Raw genomic sequence first — 20,921 nt, forward strand, 5'->3', positions numbered from 1 at the left:
CTGCTCCGTTCTTGCCGCATCTCTGAATCGCGGGCCGCTTACACGCGGTCGAGACGGTGGACGCAGGGCAGCAAGAGCGGATCCGCGTTGGCCGCGTACCGCCGAACGACGAGGTCGCCTTGGAAGCACGCATCAACGCACTCGCATCATCGCACGGCTGCGCTGGCACTTACACGAACTCGACCCGAGCTGGACACCGCCCACGAAACTCGAGCGGACCAGCGCTTTCGAGAAGGTCGAGACGCACGCGGCAACGTTCACGGGGCTCGTGGCAGCCCTGGCCACCCGACTCGTCGCGCACTCAGGCGCCTCACGGTCGAGATCGACGAGCTCGCCGCCGAGATCACCTCGCGGACCACCGCGCTGGCGCCGTCCTTGCTGGCCATCTGCGGATGCGGACCCCTGACAGCGGCCAAGTCGATCGGCGAGACCGCCGGCGCCGACCGGTTCCGCTCCAAGGACGCCCTCGCCCGCCACAACGGGACCGCACCGTTGCCGGTGTGGTCGTCGAACCACGCCCGACATCGTCTCTCGCGCACCGGGAACCGCCAGATCAACGCCGCCCTTCACCGCATCGCGCTCACCCAGGCCCGGTGCCATCCCGAGGCACGAGCACTGCTGTCACGGCGCAAAGCCAACGGAGACGGCGGCATGGAAGCGCTGCGCATCCTCAAACGTCGGCTCTCCGACGTCGTCTACCGCGCCATGATCGCAGACCAGTCATCAGCCGCCGTTCCTACCGCTGCTTGACAGAGGAGCTAGTGCCGCACCCGTGAACCTTTGCCCTGTTGCGGTCGACACGCCGACCGGTTGCGGCGTGTCGCCCACGGCATCGGCCAGCCTGGTCGGGTGGCAGAACGAGTACGAGTGCGAGAACTCGACGATGATGAAGGTCGGCGGCTGGTGCGGGTCATCCGCCGCGGCACCGGGTCGGTGGTGACCTGGCGCCGCGCCCAGATGATCCTGCTCTCCGCGCAGGGCATGCCGGTGGCGAAGATCGCCGAAGTCGCCTTCACCAGCGCCGACCGGGTCCGCGACGTGATCCACAACTTCAACAACGACGGATTCGACTCGCTGTACCCGAAATACGCCGGCGGCCGACCGAAGACGTTCACGCTGCCCGAACGCCGCGAGATCAAGAAGATCGCCAAGTCCACCCCGACCGAGCACGACCTGCCGTTCTCGACCTGGAGTCTGAGCAAGCTCGCCGAGTTCCTGGTCGCCGAGGGGGTGGTCGACGACATCAGTCACGAGGGTCTGCGCGTGCTCCTCCGCGAGGAGGGTGTCTCCTTTCAAAAAGTGAAGACCTGGAAGAGATCTCGGGATCCGGAGTATGCGGTGAAGAAGGCTCGCGCCCTGCACCTGTACGCGATCGCCGACGGCGAGGTCGTCCCCGAGGAAGGGGAGCCGGAGATCGTGTTCTGCCTTGACGAGTTCGGCCCGTTGAATCTGCAGCCGCACCCGGGTCGGCAGTGGGCCGAGCGCAGCGGCAAGCACAAGGACCCGGAGCGGGAGCCGCGGCGCCGGCGGCGTGCGACCTACACCCGCCCGCACGGCGTGCGACACCTGTTCGCCGCCTACGACCTCGGCACCGACAAGCTCTACGGGCACGTCAAGCCCACCAAGAACCGCACGAAGTTCCTCGAGTTCTGCCGATACCTGCGCACCCTCTACCCGGCGGAGGTCCGCCTGGCGATCGTCTGCGACAACTTCTCACCCCACCTGACCACGAAGAGGTGCCAACGGGTTGCTCGGTGGGCGGAGACGAACAACGTCGAGATCGCCTACACCCCTACGAACAGTTCATGGCTGAACCGGATCGAGGCGCAGTTCACCGCGTTGCGGTACTTCGCGCTCGACGGCACCGACCACGCCAGGCACAAGGAGCAGGCCAGCATGATCCGCCGCTACATAATCTGGCGGAACAGGCATGCTGCCGACGAGAAGCTACGCGACATCGTCAACAGGGCAAACATTGCGTGACGTGGCACTAGAGATAGTCCCCCGCCGGAAGAATCGACGCGCGGCTATATCCCTGAATGGGCCGGGTCGCCATCGTACTCGTCAGCGAGATCGATCAGCATTCGGCGAAGCCACCGGTGGCCCGCGACGGCGTCGGTCCGATTGGTCCACGCCATGATCTCGGTAATCGGCTGCAGGCGAGCTATCGGCGGTTCGAGTAGCCGGATCCCTGCGGCCTCATGAACCTTGCGCGCGAGTCGCTCGTGCACCAGGGTGATCAGCCTGGTGCCCTTGAGTAGGAACGGTGCGGTACCGAAACCTGCCGTAATTTCGGTGTTTCGACGAACTCCAAGGAAGTCGAGCTGCATCTCCGATAATGAGCGCAGGTGCCCGGAAGATGCTGCCAGGTACGGCAATTCGCTGAATTGCTCGAGGGTAATTTCATCTGCCACATCGGGGTGGTCCTTATCGACTGCGACCACGTAGCGGTCTTGGAACAGCACGTGATGGTGGAACTCGGCGTGTTCCTCGAACGCCTCTTGGGGGATGAGGAGGAGGTCTACCTGGTGTCGCCGGAGTTGGTCGGCGAAATCGTCTCCGGTGGGGAAGATCCGCAGGCGGATGCCGGGCGCCTCGGTTGACAGTCGGGCGATCAGCGGCTGGAGGAACGTCATTATCAGGTAGTCGTTGGCGATAATCGAAAACGTCTGTTCGGCGGTGAAGGGATCGAATTCGTTTCGCAGGGCGAGCACGTTCTCGATGTCGACGAGCAGATCACGTACCGGCTCGGCCAAGGATTCGGCGAGCGGCGTCGCGACGAGTGTGCGGCCGTCCCTGGTCATGATCGGGTCGTCGAAGAGCTTCCGGAGCCGTCCGAGGGTGGATGACATCGCAGACTGCCCCACCGAGAGGCGCTGAGCTGCGCGCGTGACGCTGCGCTCGGTCATGAGCATGTCGAAGGCCACGAGCAGATTGAGGTCTATTCGCCGAAGATCCATATGCCTACATTAATCGATCAAATCAATGTCAAACATCTCAAAGAATTGTTTGTACGCGGTGATTGGGGTCACTTACCGTCGCTTGAAGCGGCAGACGACACCCGTCGGATCGCGGCGGTTCTCGCCATCCCAGGAGGAAATAACGTGACAAAGCCCTTGATCACCCATCTGCGCCATGTGGCGATCGCGGCACCGGATCTCGATCGTCAGCTGGCGTTCTATCGAGACCAGTGGGGCCTGACCCACACAGACTCCGACACCGGTGTCCACTTCTTGGCAGCCGAAGGTTCACCCGAGCAGTATGTCCTCCGTCTGCGGAAGGCTGACGCGAAGCGACTGGACCTCGTCGCCTTCGGCGCCGCGCGCGCGGAGGATGTCGACGCCTTGGCAGCCGACCTCGCGGGGAGGGGTGTGCAGCTCGTCCACGAACCCCGCAAGCTCGACACCCCCGGCGGCGGCTACGGCTTTCGGTTCTTCGACGGCGACGGTCGTGTCGTCGAGGTCTCGTCCGATGTCACCACGCGCGGATTCCGCTCCATCGACCAGCGCGAGTCGATCCCGGTTCGACTCTCGCACTTCGTCGTCAACTCGGACAACCCGGAGCGGACCGTCGCCTGGTACGTCGAGTATCTCGGTTTCAAGCTCTCGGACACACTGTGCCTCGGCGCCCGAGGCGACTTCATGTGGTTTCTGCGGTGTAACGACTGGCACCACTCCTTCGCGGTCTCCCGTGGACCGCACGTTGCGGTCAACCACATCTCCTTCGAGATGCGCGGCGTCGACGAGTACCTGCGAGGTACGGGTCGACTGCTCCGTGACGGGATCCAGAAGGTCTGGGGACCGGGACGTCACAAGGCCGGCGACAACACCTTCTCGTACTTCATGGACAAGGCGGGCAACTGCGTCGAATACACGACCGAACTCGAGACGGTCGACTGGGATCACCACCACCCCTCGGTCTACGACGTGACCACGCCCGACCACATCGACCAGTGGGGCACGGCGAACCTGATGAACGAGTTTGTCGCCAAGCAGATGCACAACGACCCCGATCGCGGCGTATTCGTCGCTCCCCCGCTCTGACCCACGCCGACAAGAGGCCAAGATGACCATCACCAACGAATCCCATTCGACGTCCGCGTTCGGGACGCCGCTCGATGTCCTTCTCGACCGGGTCGAGAAGGACATGCAGGAAGATCTGATTCCCGCCGAGATCTTCAACAACGACGAGGTCTTCCGCGCCGAGATGGAGCGGATCTTCACCACCACCTGGATCTTCGTTGCTCACGAAAGCGAGATCCCCGCGGCAGGGGACTTCGTTCAACGCAAGATCGGGCTCGACCCTGTGATCGTGACCCGCGACGGCAAGGGCGGAATCAACGTTCTGTCGAACTACTGCCGCCACCGCGGTACCCAGGTCTGCCAGACCGACGCGGGAAACTCACGCTTCTTCACCTGCCCGTATCACGGCTGGACCTATGCCAACGACGGAAAACTCGTCGGCACACCGCTGATGCACCGCGCGTACGGTGAGCCCCTCGACCCGAATCAGTGGGGTCTGAAACGAGCCGCGAAAGTCGACTCGCGCAACGGGTTCATCTTCGCATCGCTTACCGACGACGTCCCTCCACTCGACGAGTGGCTCGGCGGGGCGGGATGGATGCTCGATCTGATCACCGCCCTGCATCCGGACGGTATGCGGGTCGCAGGCCCGCCCGAACGCTACCTGGTCAACGGTGACTGGAAGACCGCCGGGGAGAACTTCGCCGGCGACGTCTACCACTTGCCGACGCTGCACGCCAGCATCCAGGAGGTCGACCTGATCGAGGGGCTACAGGGCACCTGCGAGATCGGACGCACCTACGAATTCGAAAACGGCCACACATTTCTCGGCCACGCATGGACAGAGGCGATCGGTCCCTCCTTCACCCACTGGGGCTACGGCGCCATCCCGGGCTATGTCGAGCACTTCGACCTCAGCGATCTGGACGAGACACAGCAGTTCGTGGCCGAACACCAGCCCCCGACGGTCGGTACCATCTTCCCGAACCTCAGCTTCATCCGCATCTTCTCTCCGCTGCCGGACGGCCCGCCCGGAGTCTTCACGAGCTTCCGTCAATGGCAGCCGGTGGCGCCCGGCAAGCTCGAACTCTGGAGTTGGCAGTTCGTCTGGAACTTCCAGGACGCGCAGTCTGCGCAACGTGACTATGTCGGTGGCCAGTACTGCTTCGGCTCCGCCGGACTCTACGAACAGGACGACACGGTCGCCTGGGAGGGCGTCCAGCGCGCCGCGGCGAGCCCGTGGATGCGCAAGGAAGGTCTGAAGTTCAACTACCAGCAGGGCAACAACTCACCCGTCGACCAAGCCCCCGACCCGAACTGGCCGGGACCGGGAATTCACCGCAACACCGGCTACGGCGAACACGTGCAGTTCAACTTCCTGCGCCAGTGGCTGCGTGCCATGAAGGGCGAGCAGGTCACCGCGACAACTTCCGAAGGGACACCACGATGACCGCCGCCGCGACGTCGCGCGCCGTCGACCCTGTCACCCACACCGTGATCGCACAGTTCCTGGCACACGAGGCCCGTTTGCTGGACGAGGGACGCGAAGAGGAATGGCTCGACCTCCTCGACGACGACCTGCTCTATACCGTCCCGTCGCGGCAGTCGGCGGAGCCGCGCAGCAACGAGATCAACCGTGCCGCCTGGCGCATCCGAGACACCAAGGCGCACGTGCGAACCCGGGTGGCACGCCTGAACACCGGTCACGCCTACTCCGAGGTTCCGCCATCGCGCACGATGCGACTGGTCGGCAGCATCGAAGTCGTCCCGACGTCTGAGTCCGACGTCGTCGAGGCACACAGCTCGCTACTGCTCTACCGCCAACGCGGTATCGACGTGCATTTCGATCTGATCCCGTGCCGCCGAAACGACCGAATTCGGCTGACCGACAAAGGTCCCCGCCTTCTCGTCCGCGAAGTGATCCTGACCGAGACCAGCCTCAAGACCGCCAATCTGGGAGTGTTCCTGTGACCAGCGTGACCGTAGACCCCGGCCGATGCACCGCCTACGGAATCTGCGTCGGCATCCACCCTGACGTCTTCGCTATACCCGCGGGCAGCCCGCTCGCGATCGTCACCCGCAACGTGCTCACGGACGATGACCTCGAGGACGTCCAGGAAGCTGTCCGCGCCTGCCCGGCGCAGGCACTCACGCTGGTCGAGGGCTGACCGATGACCTCCGCCACCGACGACACCGTCGTCATCGTGGGAGCCTCGGCCGCGGGCCTCGCCGCTGCCGACGGATTGCGCGAGGGCGGCTTCGCCGGGCCCATCGTGGTCCTGGACGAGGAGTCGAACCCGGGCTACGACCGGCCCATGCTGTCCAAAGGGCTGCTGGCGGCGAAGGAGCACATCGCACCCGCACCCCTTCGAACCGCAGACCACCTGGCGGACAGAAGGATCGACCTCCTCGCCGGTCACGGCGCAGTGGGACTCGACATCGATCGCCGCCTGGTCGTCACCAGCTGGGGCGAGACGATCGAGTGGCGGCACCTCGTCATCGCCACCGGTGTCGGTGCCCGTCCACTCGTGACCTCCGGTGGCGCGTGCCTGCCGACCCTGCGCACCCGGGCAGACCTCGAGACCGCACGAACGCTCGCCGCCCGCGGGCGCCCGGTCACCCTGATCGGCGCCGGATTCATCTGCCTGGAAGTGGCCGCAGCCCTTCGCTCACACGGCCTCGAGGTCAGCGTCCTCGGCCAGCTGGACCTGCCGTTGGCACCCTTCGTCGGCGACGAGGTCGCTCGATGGCTCCGCGACCTGCACCGTGCACACGGCACGACGCTCGAACTCGGGGCGCCCACGGTCGCTGTCGTCGAAAGGGTGGACGGGTACGACATCGAGCTGTCGGACGGCCGCGTACTTCAGGCCGACACAGTGCTCGCCGGTATCGGCAGCGATCCTGCCACCGAGTGGCTGATCGGCTCAGGGGTCGCCCTCGATGCGGGTGTGGTCACCGATGCCGCCGGCCGGACAAACGTCCCGGGCGTGTGGGCGACCGGCGACGTCGCAACTGTCCCCGACTCCCACCTAGGCCGCCATCGCCGATTCGAACACTGGACCAACGCCGTCGAGCACGGCCGGCACGTCGGCATCAACCTCGCCCGTGGGGCGGACAATCCCTACACCGCGGTGCCGTACGTCTGGACCGAGCAGTACGGACGCACCCTTCATCTGATCGGCGAACGCCGGCCGGGTGACTCGGACATCGTCGTCGAAGGCGATGTGGCCTCAGGCGATTTTGTGGTTGCCCACACCGCAGACGGCGACCTGCACGGCGCAACGATCTGCGGTCGGGTCCGTGTCCTGCGCAATTTCAAGAAACTCCTGCGTTCGGGCGCCTCGATCGACGCCGCCCGCGCCGCCGCGACGGCATGACTTCCCCATTTGACCCTCCGCTCTTCTCGTGACAAGGAAAACCACCTCATGCAGATGCTCGACGACCACGTTGTCCTCATTCTGGGGGGCGGCTCGGGACTCGGTCTCGGAATCGCCCGCCACTTCCTCGGAGAGGGCGCTCGGGTGGCGATCCTCGAGATCTCTGAGAATAAGCTGACCGACCTCGCGACCGAATTCGGCGACGACGTCCTGCTGGTTCAGGGTGACGTCACCCGTATCGAGGACCTCGAGGCCGCCCGCACCGCCGTCCTGGAACGCTTCGGCCGCATCGACGCCCTCATCGGTGCTCAGGGCATCTTCGACGGCAACATTCCACTGCGCGACATCCCCACCGAGCAGATCGAGAAAGTGTTCGACGAGGTCCTGCACGTCGACGTCCTCGGTTATATCCTGGCGGCGCGGGTGTTCGTCGACGAACTGGAGAAGACCGACGGCGCCATCGTGTTCACCTCCTCCACCGCCGCGTACGCGGCCGATGGAGGCGGCCTGTTCTACACCGCGGCGAAGGGTGCCGTGCGCAGCGTGATCAACCAGCTCGCTTTCGAATTCGCACCGAAGGTACGGGTCAACGGGGTTGCTCCCTCGGGTATCGCCGGCAGCCAACTGCAGGGGCCGCGCGCCCTCGGCCTCGAGAACAACAAGCAATCCGACATTCCCGTCGAAGACTTCACGAATCAATTCCTGTCGCTGACCCTCACGCCGACGCTGCCGACGCCGGAGGAGTACGCGCCGCTGTACGCGTACCTGGCATCTCGACACAACACGACGATGACCGGCCAGACGATCATCGCCGACCAGGGACTGTTCAATCGTGCCGTGATCAGCAACGGCGTTGCAGATCGGGTGGGCCAGTAATCATGTACCGCTACTTCCCCACCAACTACGTCTGGAGCCTGTCGGTCAGCATCGCGATGAACTGCGGCGGACAAATCGGAGAGATCGACCAGATCTGCGCCCCGCTTGCCGACATCGCGAAGGACGGTGACGACGCCGGCACCGAGAAGTTCTTCCAGTCCTGGTGCGACTTCGCCGACGGCCTCGTGCGGTACGCCGAGCAGGACCTCGCCGACGGACACCCGCTGTCCGCAGCGGCACGGTACGCGCGGGCGTCCGTCTACTATCTTGTTGCTGAACGCATGCAGAGTCGCGATTACGGCCCGCGACAGGAGGCGTACCGCAAGTCGGTCGATACCTTCGCCCTCGCACTCGAGCACGGACGCGAACGAGCCGAGTTTGTGGAAGTTCCCTACGAAGATGTCTCGTTTCCCGCGATCTTCGTGCCAGGCGACGGCGAGGCTCCCGCTGGTGGACACCCAGTGATGGTGTTCTGCAACGGTCTCGACTCGATGAAGGAGATGCTGTTCCGGCTCGGGCTGCCTCGCGAGCTGGCGCGCCGCGGCATCGCAACCCTGTGTGTGGACCAGCCCGGCACCGGCGCGGCACTACGCGAACGCTCGATGCCCGCCGTACACAACAGCGAACGCTGGGCGAGCGCAGCGGTCGACTATCTGCAATCCCGCGACGACGTCGACCCACACCGCATCGGCATGAGTGGGGTGTCGTTGGGCGGCTACTACGCCCCGCGAGCGGCCGCATTCGAGAAGCGGTTCAAGCTGTGCGCGGTGTGGGGCGCCAACTACAACTGGGGGGAGCTACAGAAGCGCCGTCTCCAGCGGGAAGGCGAGAACCCGGTCCCGCACTACTGGGACCATGTCCAGTGGGTGTTCGGGAAGGATTCCCTCGACGATTTCATGGCGTTCGCACCGCAGATGACGCTCGAGGGTGTCGTCGAGAAGATCACCGTGCCGTTCCTCGTCACCCATGGTGAAGACGACCGGCAGATACCGATGGAATTCGCCGTACCCGAGTTCGAGAACGCCGTGAATAGTCCCGATCGGTTCTTCAAGGTCTTCAACCGGGCCGAAGGCGGCTCAGCGCACGCCGGTGCCGACAACGAGGCGGTTCCCGCGAATTACATCGCCGACTGGATCGCCGATCGCCTCTGACCCTGCCCACCTGCAGCACGACCCAGATCGTCCAGTCGGCTGCCCGCGAGATCGCGAGAACTCCATGAGCACAACCATGACGAATCGTTACGCAGAGTTCCGGACGGGATGGCCGGCCCTGTTGGCCGCGACAGTCGGATCCGGTGTCGGCGTGACCGCGTTGCTCTTCTACAGCCTCGGTTCGTTCACCGGAGCACTCCAGGACGAGTTCGGCTGGTCGCGCACCGCTGTGTCGTCCTCGTTCCTCTACACAACCGTGGTCCTCACCGTCGCGACGGTGCCGCTGGGATGGCTGCTCGATCGAATCGGCCCGCGGCCGATCGCTTTCGTTTCCGTCCCCGGCCTGACATTGTCGCTGCTGCTGCTGAGCCGCTTTCAGGGCGAGCTACTCCACTTTCATCTACTCTTCGCCCTGGCGGGACTGTTGGGTGCCGGAACCACCTCGGTGATCTACACCAAGGTGATCAACTCCTCTTTCTTCACCTCACGTGGACTCGCATTGGGAATCAGTCTGTCGGGGTTGGGCCTGGCAGCGTTGGGATTGCCCCTTCTCGTGAATACTGTCGTGCAGCAATGGGGATGGCGCGCCGGGTTCCTTGCCCTCGCGGCGCTGTCGTTGACGGTCCTTCCCTTCGCATTCTTCGGGCTGCGCAGCACGGCCCCCGCGACAGTGCACCCCGCGACACTGAACGGCGCGACCCGCAGTGCAGCGCTGAAATCCCGACCGTTCTGGACACTTCTCGTCGGGTTCGTTCTTGTCGGCGGGTCCATACCCGCGGTCATTCCGCACATGGTTCCGATGCTCACCGACGCCGGAGTCTCTGCCACGGCCGCGGCCAGCATCGCGGGACTGATCGGTCTCGGTGTCATCGCTGGGCGCCTATGTGTCGGGTTCCTTGTCGATCGATTCTTCGCACCGCTGGTGGCGGCCCCGTTGTTCCTGACCACCGCTGCCGGGTGTCTCCTGCTGATGTGGAGCGGGCCGGCGCTGGCTCCGGTTGCGGCGATCATGATCGGAATCTCCTTCGGCGCCGAGGCCGATCTGATCGCATTCTTCTGTGGTCACTATTTCGGCTTGAAGAGCTACGGGTTCATCTACGGTCTGATCTACTCGGTGTTCTCACTTGCGGTGTCGATCGGCCCGATCTGGGCCGGCGCATTCTACGACCACTCCGGAAACTACCGGGGCGCTCTGGTGACTGTGGCCGTCATGCTTGCCGCCGGCGCGGCCACGTTGCTCACCCTGCCCCGGCGGCGTCCCCTCGTCGATGACAACGACGACCACCGGTCTCAATCCGACCCCACCTATGTCACAACCTGATCGAGTCTGTCGAACAGACTTCTCGGCACCAACTTGGAGACAAAGACCTTGAAAGTAAACGCATCACCCGTCGAGCATGACCCCGCAGGCTGGACCATCGGCACCGATGTCGGCGGCACCTTCACCGATCTCTGGCTCCGCTCACCCACGGGCGAATCGTGGGTGTGCAAATCTCCGACAACTCTCGACGTCGTGACGGGAGTCGTCGACGCGCTGCGCGTCGCCGCCCGAACGGTCGGGAAAGATGTGCGCGAGCTGTGCTCGCAGGTGACCCGATTCGGTCACGGCACCACCGTCGGCCTCAATGCCCTGCTGACCGGACGGACCGCACGGACCGGCCTGATCACCACAGCAGGGTTCGGTGACGTCCTCGAGATCGGCCGACTCCGTCGCGGCACCGCGGGACTTCAGGGTCTGGAACTGGGCGACTACCACCTGCGTGGACGGATCCCACCGCTCGTCCCACGCACTCGGGTCGTCGAGGTCGAGGAGCGCGTCGACTCCGACGGACTCATCCGGACCCCTCTGGTCGAGATCTCGGCACTGGCCGCAATCGAGCAACTCCGCGCGCTCAAGGTCGACTCTGTGGCTGTGTGCCTGCTGTGGGCAACGGAGAACCCGGCCCACGAGCGGACCGTTGCGGAACTGATCAAACGCGAGCTTCCCGAGGTCTTCTTGTCGCTCTCTCACGAGATCGCACCATCCGTCGGCGAGTACGCCCGTGCCTCGACCACAGTCGCCAATGCAGCGCTCGGCCCAATCGCCGGCCATTACCTCACGCGCCTGGAAGACGAACTGGCCGCGCTCGGGATGACGGCGCCGATCATGATGACCACGAACGCGGGAGGCGTCGTCCCCGCCCGGACAGTGACCGAGCGTCCCGTCTCGAACCTGCTGTCCGGTCCCGCATCGTGCGTGGTGGCCGGCCAGAAACTCGGTGCCGAACTGGACGCTCGGAACGTGCTGATCATGGATGTCGGTGGTACGAGCTTCGATGTCGGCGTCGTCGTCGGGGGCATCGCACTGATGCGCGATGAGGTGACCTTCGGCGGAGCGGACATGCGTGTGCCGAGCATCGACATCGCCTCCATCGGTGCGGGCGGCGGGTCGATTGCTTCGGTCGACGGCGGCGTGCTCTCGGTTGGGCCTCGTAGCGCCGGGGCTCAGCCCGGCCCGGTCTGCTACGGCAAGGGCGGCGCAGAACCGACCACGACCGATGCAGACCTCGTGCTCGGTGTCCTCGACCCGGCTCAGTTCGGCAGCGGCGGGATCGTCCTCGACCGCGACGCCGCAGCCGCGGCGATCGAGAACAAGGTGGGGCGGCCGTTGGGACTGTCCGCCGTCGAGGCAGCCCGCGCCATCCGGGTCGTCTTCGACAACGCCATGGCCGACCTGCTGCGTGCAGTGACCATTGAACGCGGGCACGATCCCCGTGAGTTCACCCTCGTCGCCGGCGGCGGCAGTGGCCCCTCGCACGCGTGGGCGCTGTGCCGCGAGACCGGGCTATCCGGATTCGTCGTGCCGGCCACCGCCACAGCCGCATCGGCTTTCGGTGCGGGAACCTCCGATCTGAAGACAACCGCATCGCGAACCGCCTACCGCCGGATCCTGCCCGAGACGGGCCCGAGTGACGACGATGCGAAGGTCATCGTGGCAGCACTCGCCGAGACCCGCGAACGTGCGCTCGCGACCATTCCCGATTCCGAACGCGCCACCGTCACCAACGTCGCTTCGGTCCAGTATTTCGGGCAGGCACATCATCTCGACATCGCCCTGCCCGACACTGTCGATACGACCGCCGTCAAAGCCCTCCTCGACGACTTCGAACGCGAGTACGAGCAGCTGTGGGGCGCGGGATCCGGTTTCACCGAGGCGGGCTTCGAGATCCTGTCCGTGAGATCGGTGGCCGCACTGCCCGCCACCGACGTCACAGGCGGGGGTGGCGGCGACGTGTTCGTGAAGGTCGGCACGCGACCCGTCGTCTTTGACGACGCCGACAACCCCGACGACACCGCGGTGTACGAGGTCCGCTCGCCGGCGAGCGGACAGCAGATCACCGGACCCGCGCTCATCTCGCTCCCGGGCTGCGTCGTGGTGGTACCTCCCGGCTCGATCGCCACCACCGACGATTCCGGCCTCATCCACGTGAAAGTGAACTGACATGACAGCGACGATCGACGCCGCCCCGGTTTCCCTGGACGGCGCCAACACCGACCCCGTGATCCGCCAGGTGGTCCGCTCACGCCTGATCGCGGTCACCGACCAGATGCGCCTCGCGCTGCAATCGGTCAGCGGCAGCCCCACGGTCACCGAAGCGAGCGACTTCTTCACCGGCATTTACCTTCCCGACGGCTCCTTCGTCACCATGGGACATCAGGTCACCTTCGAGGCCCCTCCGGTGGGCTCGCTCATCCGGCACCTGCTGTCCAACGGCACGAAACTCAAGGACGGCGACCGGATCATCGGCAACGATCCCTTCGTCGGCGCGCTGCACCAGAACGACGTTCAGATGTGTGCTCCGCTGATCGTCGATGGCGAACTCCTCGGCTGGGCCGGTGTCATGGCGCACGAAACCGACCTTGGTGGTATGGATTTCGCGTCCTGGTCACCCAAGGCCACTGAGGTGTGGCAGGAGGGCCTACGGATCCCCGCGGTCAAACTGGTCGACGGCGGTGAATTGCGGGAAGACGTGCTCGACATGATCCTCACCGCATCGCGCCTTCCCGCGCAGGTCGGTCTGGACATCCGCGCGTTCATCGCGACCCTCAACGTTGCGGACGACCGGCTGACCGAACTGTCCCGGCGCTACGGCACACCCACCTTGCTGTCGGTGATGCACTCGATGGTCGACGACGCGGAAGTGCTCGTCCGGGCGAGGCTGCGTGAGCTGCCGGACGGAGTCGTGCACACCCGGGACTTCCTCGAACACGACGGCCACGAGAACCTCCTCTACGTCATCGACTGTGTGCTGACCAAGCGCGGCGACTCGCTCCACTTCGACTTCTCGGGATCGTCCCGTCAGGCCCAGGGCTTCGTGAACTGCTCACGGGCGGGGCTCGCCGGCGGTGTCGCCGGTGCCGTCATCCCCACCCTCGGATTCGGGATCCCCTGGAACGAGGGGATGCTGCGCCCGGTCGAGATCACCGCGCCGGACGGGCTGGTGTGTACCGCGGTTCCTCCCGCCCCGGTCGGCTCGGCGACCGTCGAGGCCGTGTGGACGGTGAGCAACGTCGTCTCCGCCGCGCTCAACCGGCTGCTTCTTGCCTCCCCGAACCATGCCCATCGCGCTCAGGCCGTCAGCAGCGGCACTATGGCGACGTTCAACCTGTCGGGACGCGACCGCCACCACAAGGTTTTCGGCCTCCACCTCATGGATCCCCTGGCAGGCGGCTTCGGCGCATTCGGCGACCACGACGGGCAGAACGCCGCCGGGCCGATCAACGCGCCGTGTCCATCCATCGCCGACGTCGAAGTCAACGAGCAGAAGAATCCACTCTTCTACCACTACCGGCGGCTCGCGCCCGACACCGGTGGCGCCGGCCGACGCCGCGGCGGGCTCGGCGCGGAGGTGGGGCTGACCGTATCGGTGCCGCAGGCCGAAGCCCTCGTCATGACCCACGGCGCGGAGGTCCCGAACTCCGCGGGGATCGGTGGCGGACTCCCCGGCGGCCTGATCCACCAACGCTTCAGCGAATCCGGAGGCGCATCGAGAAACCTCGGCCCGAAACCCGGATCGTTTCCCATCACCCCCGACGATCTGTTCGAGGTGACGTGGCAGGGGGGTGGCGGCCTCGGGGACCCTCTCGACCGCGATGTCGCAGATGTGCTCGACGACATCCGATACGGGGTCGTCGGCGTGGCCGCCGCGCTCGAAACCTACGGTGTGGTGCTCACCGACTCCGCAGACGAGGTCGACCCGGTTGCCACCGCTGCGGCCCGGCGCGGAATCCGTGCGGCGCGTCTGGGCGTCGACCCGGGCTCGATCCCGGACCCGATCCCGGTGAGCGACGACCCTGCGGACAATGGGGTGCGGCTCAGCGACCGGCTCGTCGCGGCACCGAACACATCGGGTACGTGGGAAGTCCGCACGACCGACGGCGCCGTGCTGTCCAGTGGATCGACCCGCTGGCGCGACGGCGCCCACCGCTTCGCCATGACGCTGCCACCGACAGCAGGCGCCCACCTCCACACCGACCTCGCCGTGACGGGCTGGGCATGCCCCGCAACGGGTGCGCTCCTCGCAGTCGACGTACACCTGCGCGACGAGCACCCGTTCCACGATCTCGACCTCGACACGAATTCGCTCACAGGAGAAGACCGATGACCCGAAAAGTGATCCTCACCGTTGCGCCGACCGGCGGCATGGCCACCAAGGCACAGTCCCCGCACCTGCCCACCACACCGCAGGAGATCGCCGACGACGTCGCCGGCTGCTGGGAGGCCGGCGCCAGCGTGGTGGCGGTGCACGCCCGCCGCGCCGACGGTCTCGCCACATGCGACCCCGACGTCTACTCGGAGATCAACACCCTGATCCGTGACCGGACCGACATCGTCATCAACAACTCGACGGGCGGCGGTATCCACGGCGACCTGCCGATCCGCCTCAACGAGGACCTGTGGGAACTCGACTGGCACGAACGCATCAAGGGCATCGACGGCGTCGGCTGCGAGATGGCAACGCTCGATTCGCACACCATCACCGCCACCTTCGAGGGGCGTGAGCACCTGGTCACGACGACGCCGAAACGCTCACGCTGGCTGGCCGGGGAAATGGCCAAGCGCGGCATCAAGCCCGAATGGGAAGTCTTCAACCTCGGCCACATCCTGTCCGACTTCACGGCACTGACCGCCGAGGGTCTGGACAAGGCGCCGTACTACTGCAACATCGTGCTGGGCGGGCACCGCGCGTTCCAGGGTGGCCTGCCGTACACACCGAAGATCCTGCAGATGCTTGTCGAACACCTTCCGGAAGGCACCGTGTGGGGGGTGTCCGGCATCGGCCCCACCCAGTTGCCGGCCACTACGCACGGTCTGCTTCTCGGCGGACACATGCGAGTGGGATTGGAGGACAACCTCTACTACTCGCACGGACGTCTGGCCACCAACCTCGAGCTGGTGCAACGCGCCGTGCGCATCATCACAGAGCTCGGCTACGAGGTCGCCACTCCGGCCGAGGCGCGCGAGATGCTCGGTCTCGCACAGCTCGACGCGGTATCCGCATGAGCGGGTACCGGTCGCGAGGAGTGGTCACGTTTTCCGAGACAGACGCCTCGGGACGCTTCCACTACACCGCCGCGCTCAAGTGGGCTGAGAACGCCGAGCACGAGATCTACCGTGCCGCTGGAGTTCCGATCGTCCGGTTCCCGCGACGCGTGGTGAACGCGACGTTCGAACGTCCCTTCGTCGACGGTGACGAGTACGTCGTCGAACTCCACGTCGAGAAGCTCGGCAACACCTCGATCACCTACGGGTGGCGGATCCTCAGTGGCGACGAGGTTGCTGTGACCGGGTCGCACACCGTCATTCATCTCGGGGAATCCGCACGTCCAGCACCGCTTCCGGAGAAACTCCGGGACACCCTGCAGCGCATTGCTCCCGCGTCCACGGGCGTTGGTCAACCAGCTGGAAGTCATTGCTGACCTGCGTCGTCCTGCGCTTCTCCGCTACGAAAGCCGGAAGCGCCCCGGCCTGCGGGCCGGGGCGCTTCTCGATCGAAGCACCCCACCTCTACCGTCAGGAAACCATCCGATGAAGCTCGCCACCCTCCGCGTCAACGGTGGAACCCGCGCCGTCCGACTCGACAGCGACACCCTGGTCGACCTCGGCTACGACGACCTCGGCGCACTGTTCGCCCGGGACGACTGGCCCGCGATCGCCACCGGCGCCTCGGGCGAGACCTGGCCGGCCGAGGGCGCCGACTTCGCTCCCGCAGTGCCCAAACCGTCGAAGGTGATCTGTGTCGGCCACAACTACACGGACCACATCAAGGAGATGGGTCGCGACCTCCCCTGTTACCCAACCCTGTTCACGAAGTTCGCCGACAGCCTCATCGGCGCAAACGATCCGATAGTCAAACCCACCGAGACCGACGCGCTCGACTGGGAGGTCGAACTCGTGGTCGTTGTCGGCAAGCCGGTCCGCCGGGCCACCGAAGACGAGGCCGTCGCCGCCATCGCAGGTTTCACCGTCATGAACGATGTGTCGGTGCGCGACTGGCAGTTCCGGACCGTCGAATGGACCCAGGGCAAGATCTGGGACTCCTCCACCCCCGTCGGGCCCTACGTTGTGACTCCCGACGAGGTCGGGGGTGTCCGGCCCGCGCTCGAAGTGAAGACGATCGTCGACGGCACGGTCATGCAGTACGACGACACCGGTACGCTGCTGTTCGACCCCGTCCACCTGGTTCGGTACGTCTCGACGGTCATCCGGCTCAACCCGGGCGACATGATCGCCACCGGCACACCCTCCGGTGTCGGCCACGCCCGGGACCCCAAGGTGTACCTCGTCGGCGGCGAGACCGTCGCAACGGAGATCGCCGGACTCGGCGCGTGCACCAACCGGGTCGTCGCGGAGACGTGACGGAGCGCTCGATGCAACTCGACGTTGCTGCCTGCGCCGAGATCGAATCACTCGAAATACATTGCATAGTCACCGAAGAGCACCTGCCCGGTTGGGCTCGCCCGCACGGCGTCGGCGATCGCCGGTGGAATGGGAGCCCAGTGGGCGGGCATCGCCGCTGCCAATTCCACAGTCCTCTACGTCTGCGCGATGTCGGCGATCGCCCGATCGAGTGGTGGGCAAATCAGCAGCGCGCACATGTACCCGACCGCGGCAATCAAGCAGGGCGCGAGCACCATCGCGGCGCCGAGCCACACAGTCACCGGGACGCTGAGCAGCAGCGTGGAGAACCCCACGCAGAGGGCGAACAACTGCTGCCACTGCCACGGCCGCGGTGCCGTCGCCCTCGCGATCCTGACCGCAACCCGAGCACCGCCGAGTGCGCACACCCCGATCAGCAATCCGGCCACAGCGGCGATCGGCAGACCCCACACGAAGAAGACGGCGGGCAGGCCGCACATGAACCACATGGCGGCCACCGGCGCCACCATGATCGGCGTGATGACAAGGTGGCCCTGCCAGGTCACCGGTGCACCGGCGTCAGCAGGTCGGGCCGGTTGTTGCGCGGAGAGTTGACCGCGGTGCTCACCTCGTATGGTTCGAGGTGCGGTTCGGGCACCGAGTTAAGCAGCGCGTCGACGTCGTCACGGTCGGGCAGGGTGGTGTCGAACCACAGGCCGATGAACGTGTCCGGGAGGATCACTGGGGACCTGTCGTGGACGAACCCCGTCGCGTCGGTGGCCGGCCGGGTCAACACGGTGCACGTCCACAGCCAGCGGCCCGGGTCATCCTCGGGCAGTTCGGGGTTCGGCCACAACTCGTAGAGGCCGGCCATCGCGATCGGGTCGTCCACATGCAGGAAGAACGGGATCTTCTTCCCGTCCTCGCCCTTCATCCACTCGTAGTACCCGTCGGCCGGCAGGATGCAACGGCGACGGGCTGCGGCCGCCTTGAACGCCGGCTTCTGCGTGATCGTCTCCGATCGGGCATCGATCATGCGCGAGCCGATCTTCGGATCCTTCGCCCACGACGGCACCAGGCCCCACTTGAGCGTGCTGTTGACCTGCCGAACCGGAGCGGCATCAGGTTCCTCACGTGGCGGCCGTTCGAGCACCACGTTCACCCGCTGCGTCGGCGCGATGTTGTACGACGGCGGCAATTCCTCGCCCACCGTCTCGGTCGCGTCGAAGGCAGCCACCAGATCCCGTCGACTGCTGGTCGACGCGTAGCGTCCGCACACCGCCCGCTCCCCTCTCGCGATCGAACCTTGTCGCCACCATCGTCACCCAGCCGGCACTCGACGCATCCGATCTCGTTGGACCGGCGCGCCTGCGCTCGCCGCGAAAACCAAGTCTGACATGGGGTGATGACACGTCCCCTCCTCCTTGGACCACGCCTCAGCCCCGCGCATCCGACTCAGTGCAGAGATCCGATCCAGTAATGGGGCGTGCCGACCAGTTGCGGAGGAACCCGGATCGGCGTCGCGCGCTCGTTGAGGTAGAGGCGGTAGGCGACCAGGCCGTGCTCGGGACGTCCGGTGTCCGGGTCGATGCCGCCGAGCAAGTAGATCCGCTGGGCACCGTCGTCGAACTCGGCGAACACCGCCCGGGCCCACGCCTCCGGCTCGTGCGATTCCACGTGCCGGCGGGCGCCTGACGCGCTGTCGGCGCTCGCGACGGTCACCGTCACGACGGTTCCGGCGGCGGCCGGATCCCATCGCCCCGGCCCAACGGCGAACTGCCGGGAGGTGATCGTGACGGTCAGGGTGACGTTCTCCGTCGCGAGCGCTTCGGCCACCACGGTGCTGGGGCTGTCGTCGATGGCACCGGTGGTGAACGAGGGAAGCCGGTGCGCTTCACGGATGCGGGCAGCCAGGAGGCCTCGGTCGGTCTGCACCTCGCCGAGGTTACTGGCGGCCCGGTTCGACACTGGCGGCGGCCCAGTGGCAAGAAATGCCCTGTTACCTGCGTATATGACACGTCCCCGGAGTGACACGGCGGCCGCGGCCGCCTGCTCCAGCAGATCCTCGACGACTGGATGAACCGGACTCCGGCGGAATGACCACGGTCCCCGCACCCAAACGGGTGCGGGGACCGTCGCCAAGGGGACTAGCTCGCACGTGGGAGCCGCCCGCCGGCGGCACCGTCAGCTCCGGGGATCCTCGTCGGCGCCCGGCCCGCGCCGGCTGACCCTGATCAGACCGATGATGCGGTCGTAGGTGGTCGAGTCGTTCTCCTTGACCGCCGCAACCACGGTGTAGACCACGATGATCAGAATCACGAGGGGCACCGCGGCCACACAGGCGATCAGTGCGAGGGACGCGCCAGGCTGAGCCTGAGTGATGGGGGCGAGGACGTCGCTGATGTTCACTTTGCGACGCTTCTGCGACACCATGTGACACAGTTCGATGCCGCTGAAGTGTCGGGGTGCGTCGACGTCGCAGTCGCAGATCAGTAAGAATCCCGATAACACGCACTTGGAGAAATCTTCTCGCGAATCTGATTGACTTACGAGCTTTCCGATCGTAAGTTTCCCCGCGTGGCTGCCTCTCCTGATCCGACCAGCTCGCACGGCGATCGCCCGGGCCTGTTCGAGTCCGTTCTCTGGCCGATCGACAAGGTCGCCGACTACTGGGATGTGTCGACCTCCCGGGCCCGTGCGCTGCTCGCGAGCCGCGGCATCAAACGCGTCAGCGCCTACCCTGCCGATCAGGTCCGCCGCGTCGTCCGCCGACAGGGCGCCCGCACCGATCTCCCCACCGCGCAGACGCCCGAGGTCAGCCCGACGGCCGGCCAACGACTCGAGGTGACCACGTCGAGCCTGACTCCCCTGCCGTTCCCTCGGCCGCGTGACGGCGCGCCCTCTCCATCGACCACCGTGGTGCCCCTGTTCGAGACCGAGCACGGCGCGCTCATCGGGGACATCAAGGACAACGCCGTGGAGCACACCACCGGCTCCGGTGGCACCCACCTGCTCGCGGTCTTCGCCCTCGTCGCGTACGGAATCGGCTGGGACACCTGGATGGTCGACCCCAAGCAGATCGACCACACGCTGTTCTTCCCCCACGTGCAGCGGACCAGCACCACCGTCGACGAGCACCGACGTCTGATCTCCGACGCGCGCGAGCGAGTTCGTACGGGCACCGACCGCCCACTGCTGGTGACCATCGACCTGGCCACCTTCGTCCTGGCGCAGGCGCCGGATATGCGTGACCTGCTCCAGGAGATCGCCGACGACGGCCCCGCCGCGGGCGTGCACCTCAACATCGGGATCAAGCCCGGACCGCACCCGATCACCGGCCTCCGCGCGATACGCATGGTCGGGCACGGGCAGCCCTTGCTCCTGGCGGGCGAACCGGCCGCCGGGCCACTGCTGTTCGCCGACTACATCCGCGACGGCGACCGCACCGACATCGACTTCCGCCGATTCCTCCGATTCGCCCTGCCCCGAGGATCAGCCGAACGAGACCGGGCAGAGTTGACCCGGGACCCTCGAGGAACTGCCGGCGGGCGGTGACAGTCACTGGTCGACCCGGTCGATGGCGGCCGCGACCGGG

Annotated in this window: 21 protein-coding genes; 16 read left to right on the plus strand and 5 right to left on the minus strand. The window is 66.0% G+C overall.

The features are described from left to right. Both ABD951_RS18180 and ABD951_RS18185 read left to right on the plus strand, forming a co-directional pair. A partial coding sequence (locus ABD951_RS18180; protein WP_345348021.1) for a transposase occupies positions 1 to 750 on the plus strand: 750 nt, incomplete at its 5' end. 99 nt (positions 751 to 849) lie between these two features. Next, positions 850 to 1,983: an IS630 family transposase gene (locus ABD951_RS18185; RefSeq protein ID WP_345348024.1), complete on the plus strand. Its 1,134-nt coding sequence runs from the start codon at positions 850 to 852 to the stop codon at positions 1,981 to 1,983. Between the two features lie 44 nt (positions 1,984 to 2,027). On the opposite strand, the gene ABD951_RS18190 is transcribed toward ABD951_RS18185, so the two are convergent. Next, positions 2,028 to 2,960, minus strand: coding sequence for a LysR family transcriptional regulator (locus ABD951_RS18190; protein WP_345348027.1), 933 nt, complete (start codon positions 2,958 to 2,960; stop codon positions 2,028 to 2,030). On the opposite strand from ABD951_RS18190, the gene ABD951_RS18195 reads away from it, so the two are divergent. The 13 genes from ABD951_RS18195 to ABD951_RS18255 all read left to right on the plus strand — a co-directional run bounded on the left by ABD951_RS18195 (position 2,961) and on the right by ABD951_RS18255 (position 17,326). Then, positions 2,961 to 4,043 (plus strand): VOC family protein, encoded by a 1,083-nt coding sequence (locus ABD951_RS18195; protein ID WP_345348030.1) that lies wholly within the window; start codon positions 2,961 to 2,963, stop codon positions 4,041 to 4,043. Positions 4,044 to 4,065: 22 nt separating this feature from the next. Further along, a complete protein-coding gene (locus ABD951_RS18200) occupies positions 4,066 to 5,472 on the plus strand; it encodes an aromatic ring-hydroxylating oxygenase subunit alpha (RefSeq protein ID WP_345348033.1) in 1,407 nt (468 codons plus the stop codon). Beyond that, positions 5,469 to 5,993, plus strand: a complete 525-nt coding sequence (locus tag ABD951_RS18205) for an aromatic-ring-hydroxylating dioxygenase subunit beta (protein ID WP_345348036.1) — start codon at positions 5,469 to 5,471, stop codon at positions 5,991 to 5,993. Before ABD951_RS18200 ends, ABD951_RS18205 begins: the two co-directional genes overlap by 4 nt. 5 nt (positions 5,994 to 5,998) lie before the next feature. Further along, on the plus strand, positions 5,999 to 6,190 hold the full coding sequence (locus ABD951_RS18210) for a ferredoxin (RefSeq protein ID WP_345348039.1): 192 nt from the start codon (positions 5,999 to 6,001) through the stop codon (positions 6,188 to 6,190). Between the two features lie 3 nt (positions 6,191 to 6,193). After that, positions 6,194 to 7,399 carry an NAD(P)/FAD-dependent oxidoreductase gene (locus ABD951_RS18215; RefSeq protein WP_345348042.1) on the plus strand — a complete coding sequence of 402 codons (1,206 nt, stop codon included), beginning with the start codon at positions 6,194 to 6,196 and terminating at the stop codon, positions 7,397 to 7,399. A 54-nt stretch (positions 7,400 to 7,453) separates the two neighbouring features. Continuing rightward, the gene (locus ABD951_RS18220; RefSeq protein ID WP_345348079.1) at positions 7,454 to 8,275 is read left to right on the plus strand and encodes an SDR family oxidoreductase; all 822 of its coding nucleotides are present in this window, start codon (positions 7,454 to 7,456) and stop codon (positions 8,273 to 8,275) included. Positions 8,276 to 8,277: 2 nt separating this feature from the next. After that, on the plus strand, positions 8,278 to 9,426 hold the full coding sequence (locus ABD951_RS18225) for an alpha/beta hydrolase (protein ID WP_345348045.1): 1,149 nt from the start codon (positions 8,278 to 8,280) through the stop codon (positions 9,424 to 9,426). A gap of 64 nt (positions 9,427 to 9,490) precedes the next feature. Continuing rightward, positions 9,491 to 10,747 carry an MFS transporter gene (locus tag ABD951_RS18230; RefSeq protein WP_345348048.1) on the plus strand — a complete coding sequence of 419 codons (1,257 nt, stop codon included), beginning with the start codon at positions 9,491 to 9,493 and terminating at the stop codon, positions 10,745 to 10,747. Positions 10,748 to 10,795: 48 nt separating this feature from the next. Continuing rightward, entirely contained in the window at positions 10,796 to 12,907 is a 2,112-nt protein-coding gene (locus tag ABD951_RS18235) for a hydantoinase/oxoprolinase family protein (protein ID WP_345348051.1), read from the plus strand. 1 nt (position 12,908) lies between these two features. Beyond that, positions 12,909 to 15,071: a hydantoinase B/oxoprolinase family protein gene (locus ABD951_RS18240; protein ID WP_345348054.1), complete on the plus strand. Its 2,163-nt coding sequence runs from the start codon at positions 12,909 to 12,911 to the stop codon at positions 15,069 to 15,071. Next, positions 15,068 to 15,970, plus strand: coding sequence for a beta-keto acid cleavage family enzyme (locus tag ABD951_RS18245; protein WP_345348056.1), 903 nt, complete (start codon positions 15,068 to 15,070; stop codon positions 15,968 to 15,970). Before ABD951_RS18240 ends, ABD951_RS18245 begins: the two co-directional genes overlap by 4 nt. After that, positions 15,967 to 16,386: an acyl-CoA thioesterase gene (locus ABD951_RS18250; protein ID WP_345348059.1), complete on the plus strand. Its 420-nt coding sequence runs from the start codon at positions 15,967 to 15,969 to the stop codon at positions 16,384 to 16,386. Before ABD951_RS18245 ends, ABD951_RS18250 begins: the two co-directional genes overlap by 4 nt. 109 nt (positions 16,387 to 16,495) lie before the next feature. Beyond that, positions 16,496 to 17,326 (plus strand): fumarylacetoacetate hydrolase family protein, encoded by an 831-nt coding sequence (locus ABD951_RS18255; protein WP_345348062.1) that lies wholly within the window; start codon positions 16,496 to 16,498, stop codon positions 17,324 to 17,326. Positions 17,327 to 17,502: 176 nt separating this feature from the next. Here ABD951_RS18255 and ABD951_RS18260 read toward each other — a convergent pair whose 3' ends face one another. The 4 genes from ABD951_RS18260 to ABD951_RS18275 all read right to left on the minus strand — a co-directional run bounded on the left by ABD951_RS18260 (position 17,503) and on the right by ABD951_RS18275 (position 19,759). Further along, on the minus strand, positions 17,503 to 17,892 hold the full coding sequence (locus ABD951_RS18260) for a hypothetical protein (protein ID WP_345348065.1): 390 nt from the start codon (positions 17,890 to 17,892) through the stop codon (positions 17,503 to 17,505). Next, a complete protein-coding gene (locus ABD951_RS18265; protein WP_345348068.1) occupies positions 17,889 to 18,605 on the minus strand; it encodes an SOS response-associated peptidase in 717 nt (238 codons plus the stop codon). Before ABD951_RS18265 ends, ABD951_RS18260 begins: the two co-directional genes overlap by 4 nt. 176 nt (positions 18,606 to 18,781) lie before the next feature. Beyond that, a complete protein-coding gene (locus ABD951_RS18270) occupies positions 18,782 to 19,261 on the minus strand; it encodes an N-formylglutamate amidohydrolase (RefSeq protein WP_345348070.1) in 480 nt (159 codons plus the stop codon). A 249-nt stretch (positions 19,262 to 19,510) separates the two neighbouring features. After that, positions 19,511 to 19,759, minus strand: a complete 249-nt coding sequence (locus ABD951_RS18275; protein ID WP_345348073.1) for a hypothetical protein — start codon at positions 19,757 to 19,759, stop codon at positions 19,511 to 19,513. A gap of 144 nt (positions 19,760 to 19,903) precedes the next feature. Here ABD951_RS18275 and ABD951_RS18280 point away from each other — a divergent pair, with 144 nt between their 5' ends. Continuing rightward, positions 19,904 to 20,881: a hypothetical protein gene (locus ABD951_RS18280; protein ID WP_345348076.1), complete on the plus strand. Its 978-nt coding sequence runs from the start codon at positions 19,904 to 19,906 to the stop codon at positions 20,879 to 20,881. Positions 20,882 to 20,921 lie beyond the last annotated feature (40 nt).

It is taken from the genome of Rhodococcus olei (genome assembly GCF_039540555.1).
GTDB lineage: Bacteria > Actinomycetota > Actinomycetes > Mycobacteriales > Mycobacteriaceae > Rhodococcus_G > Rhodococcus_G olei.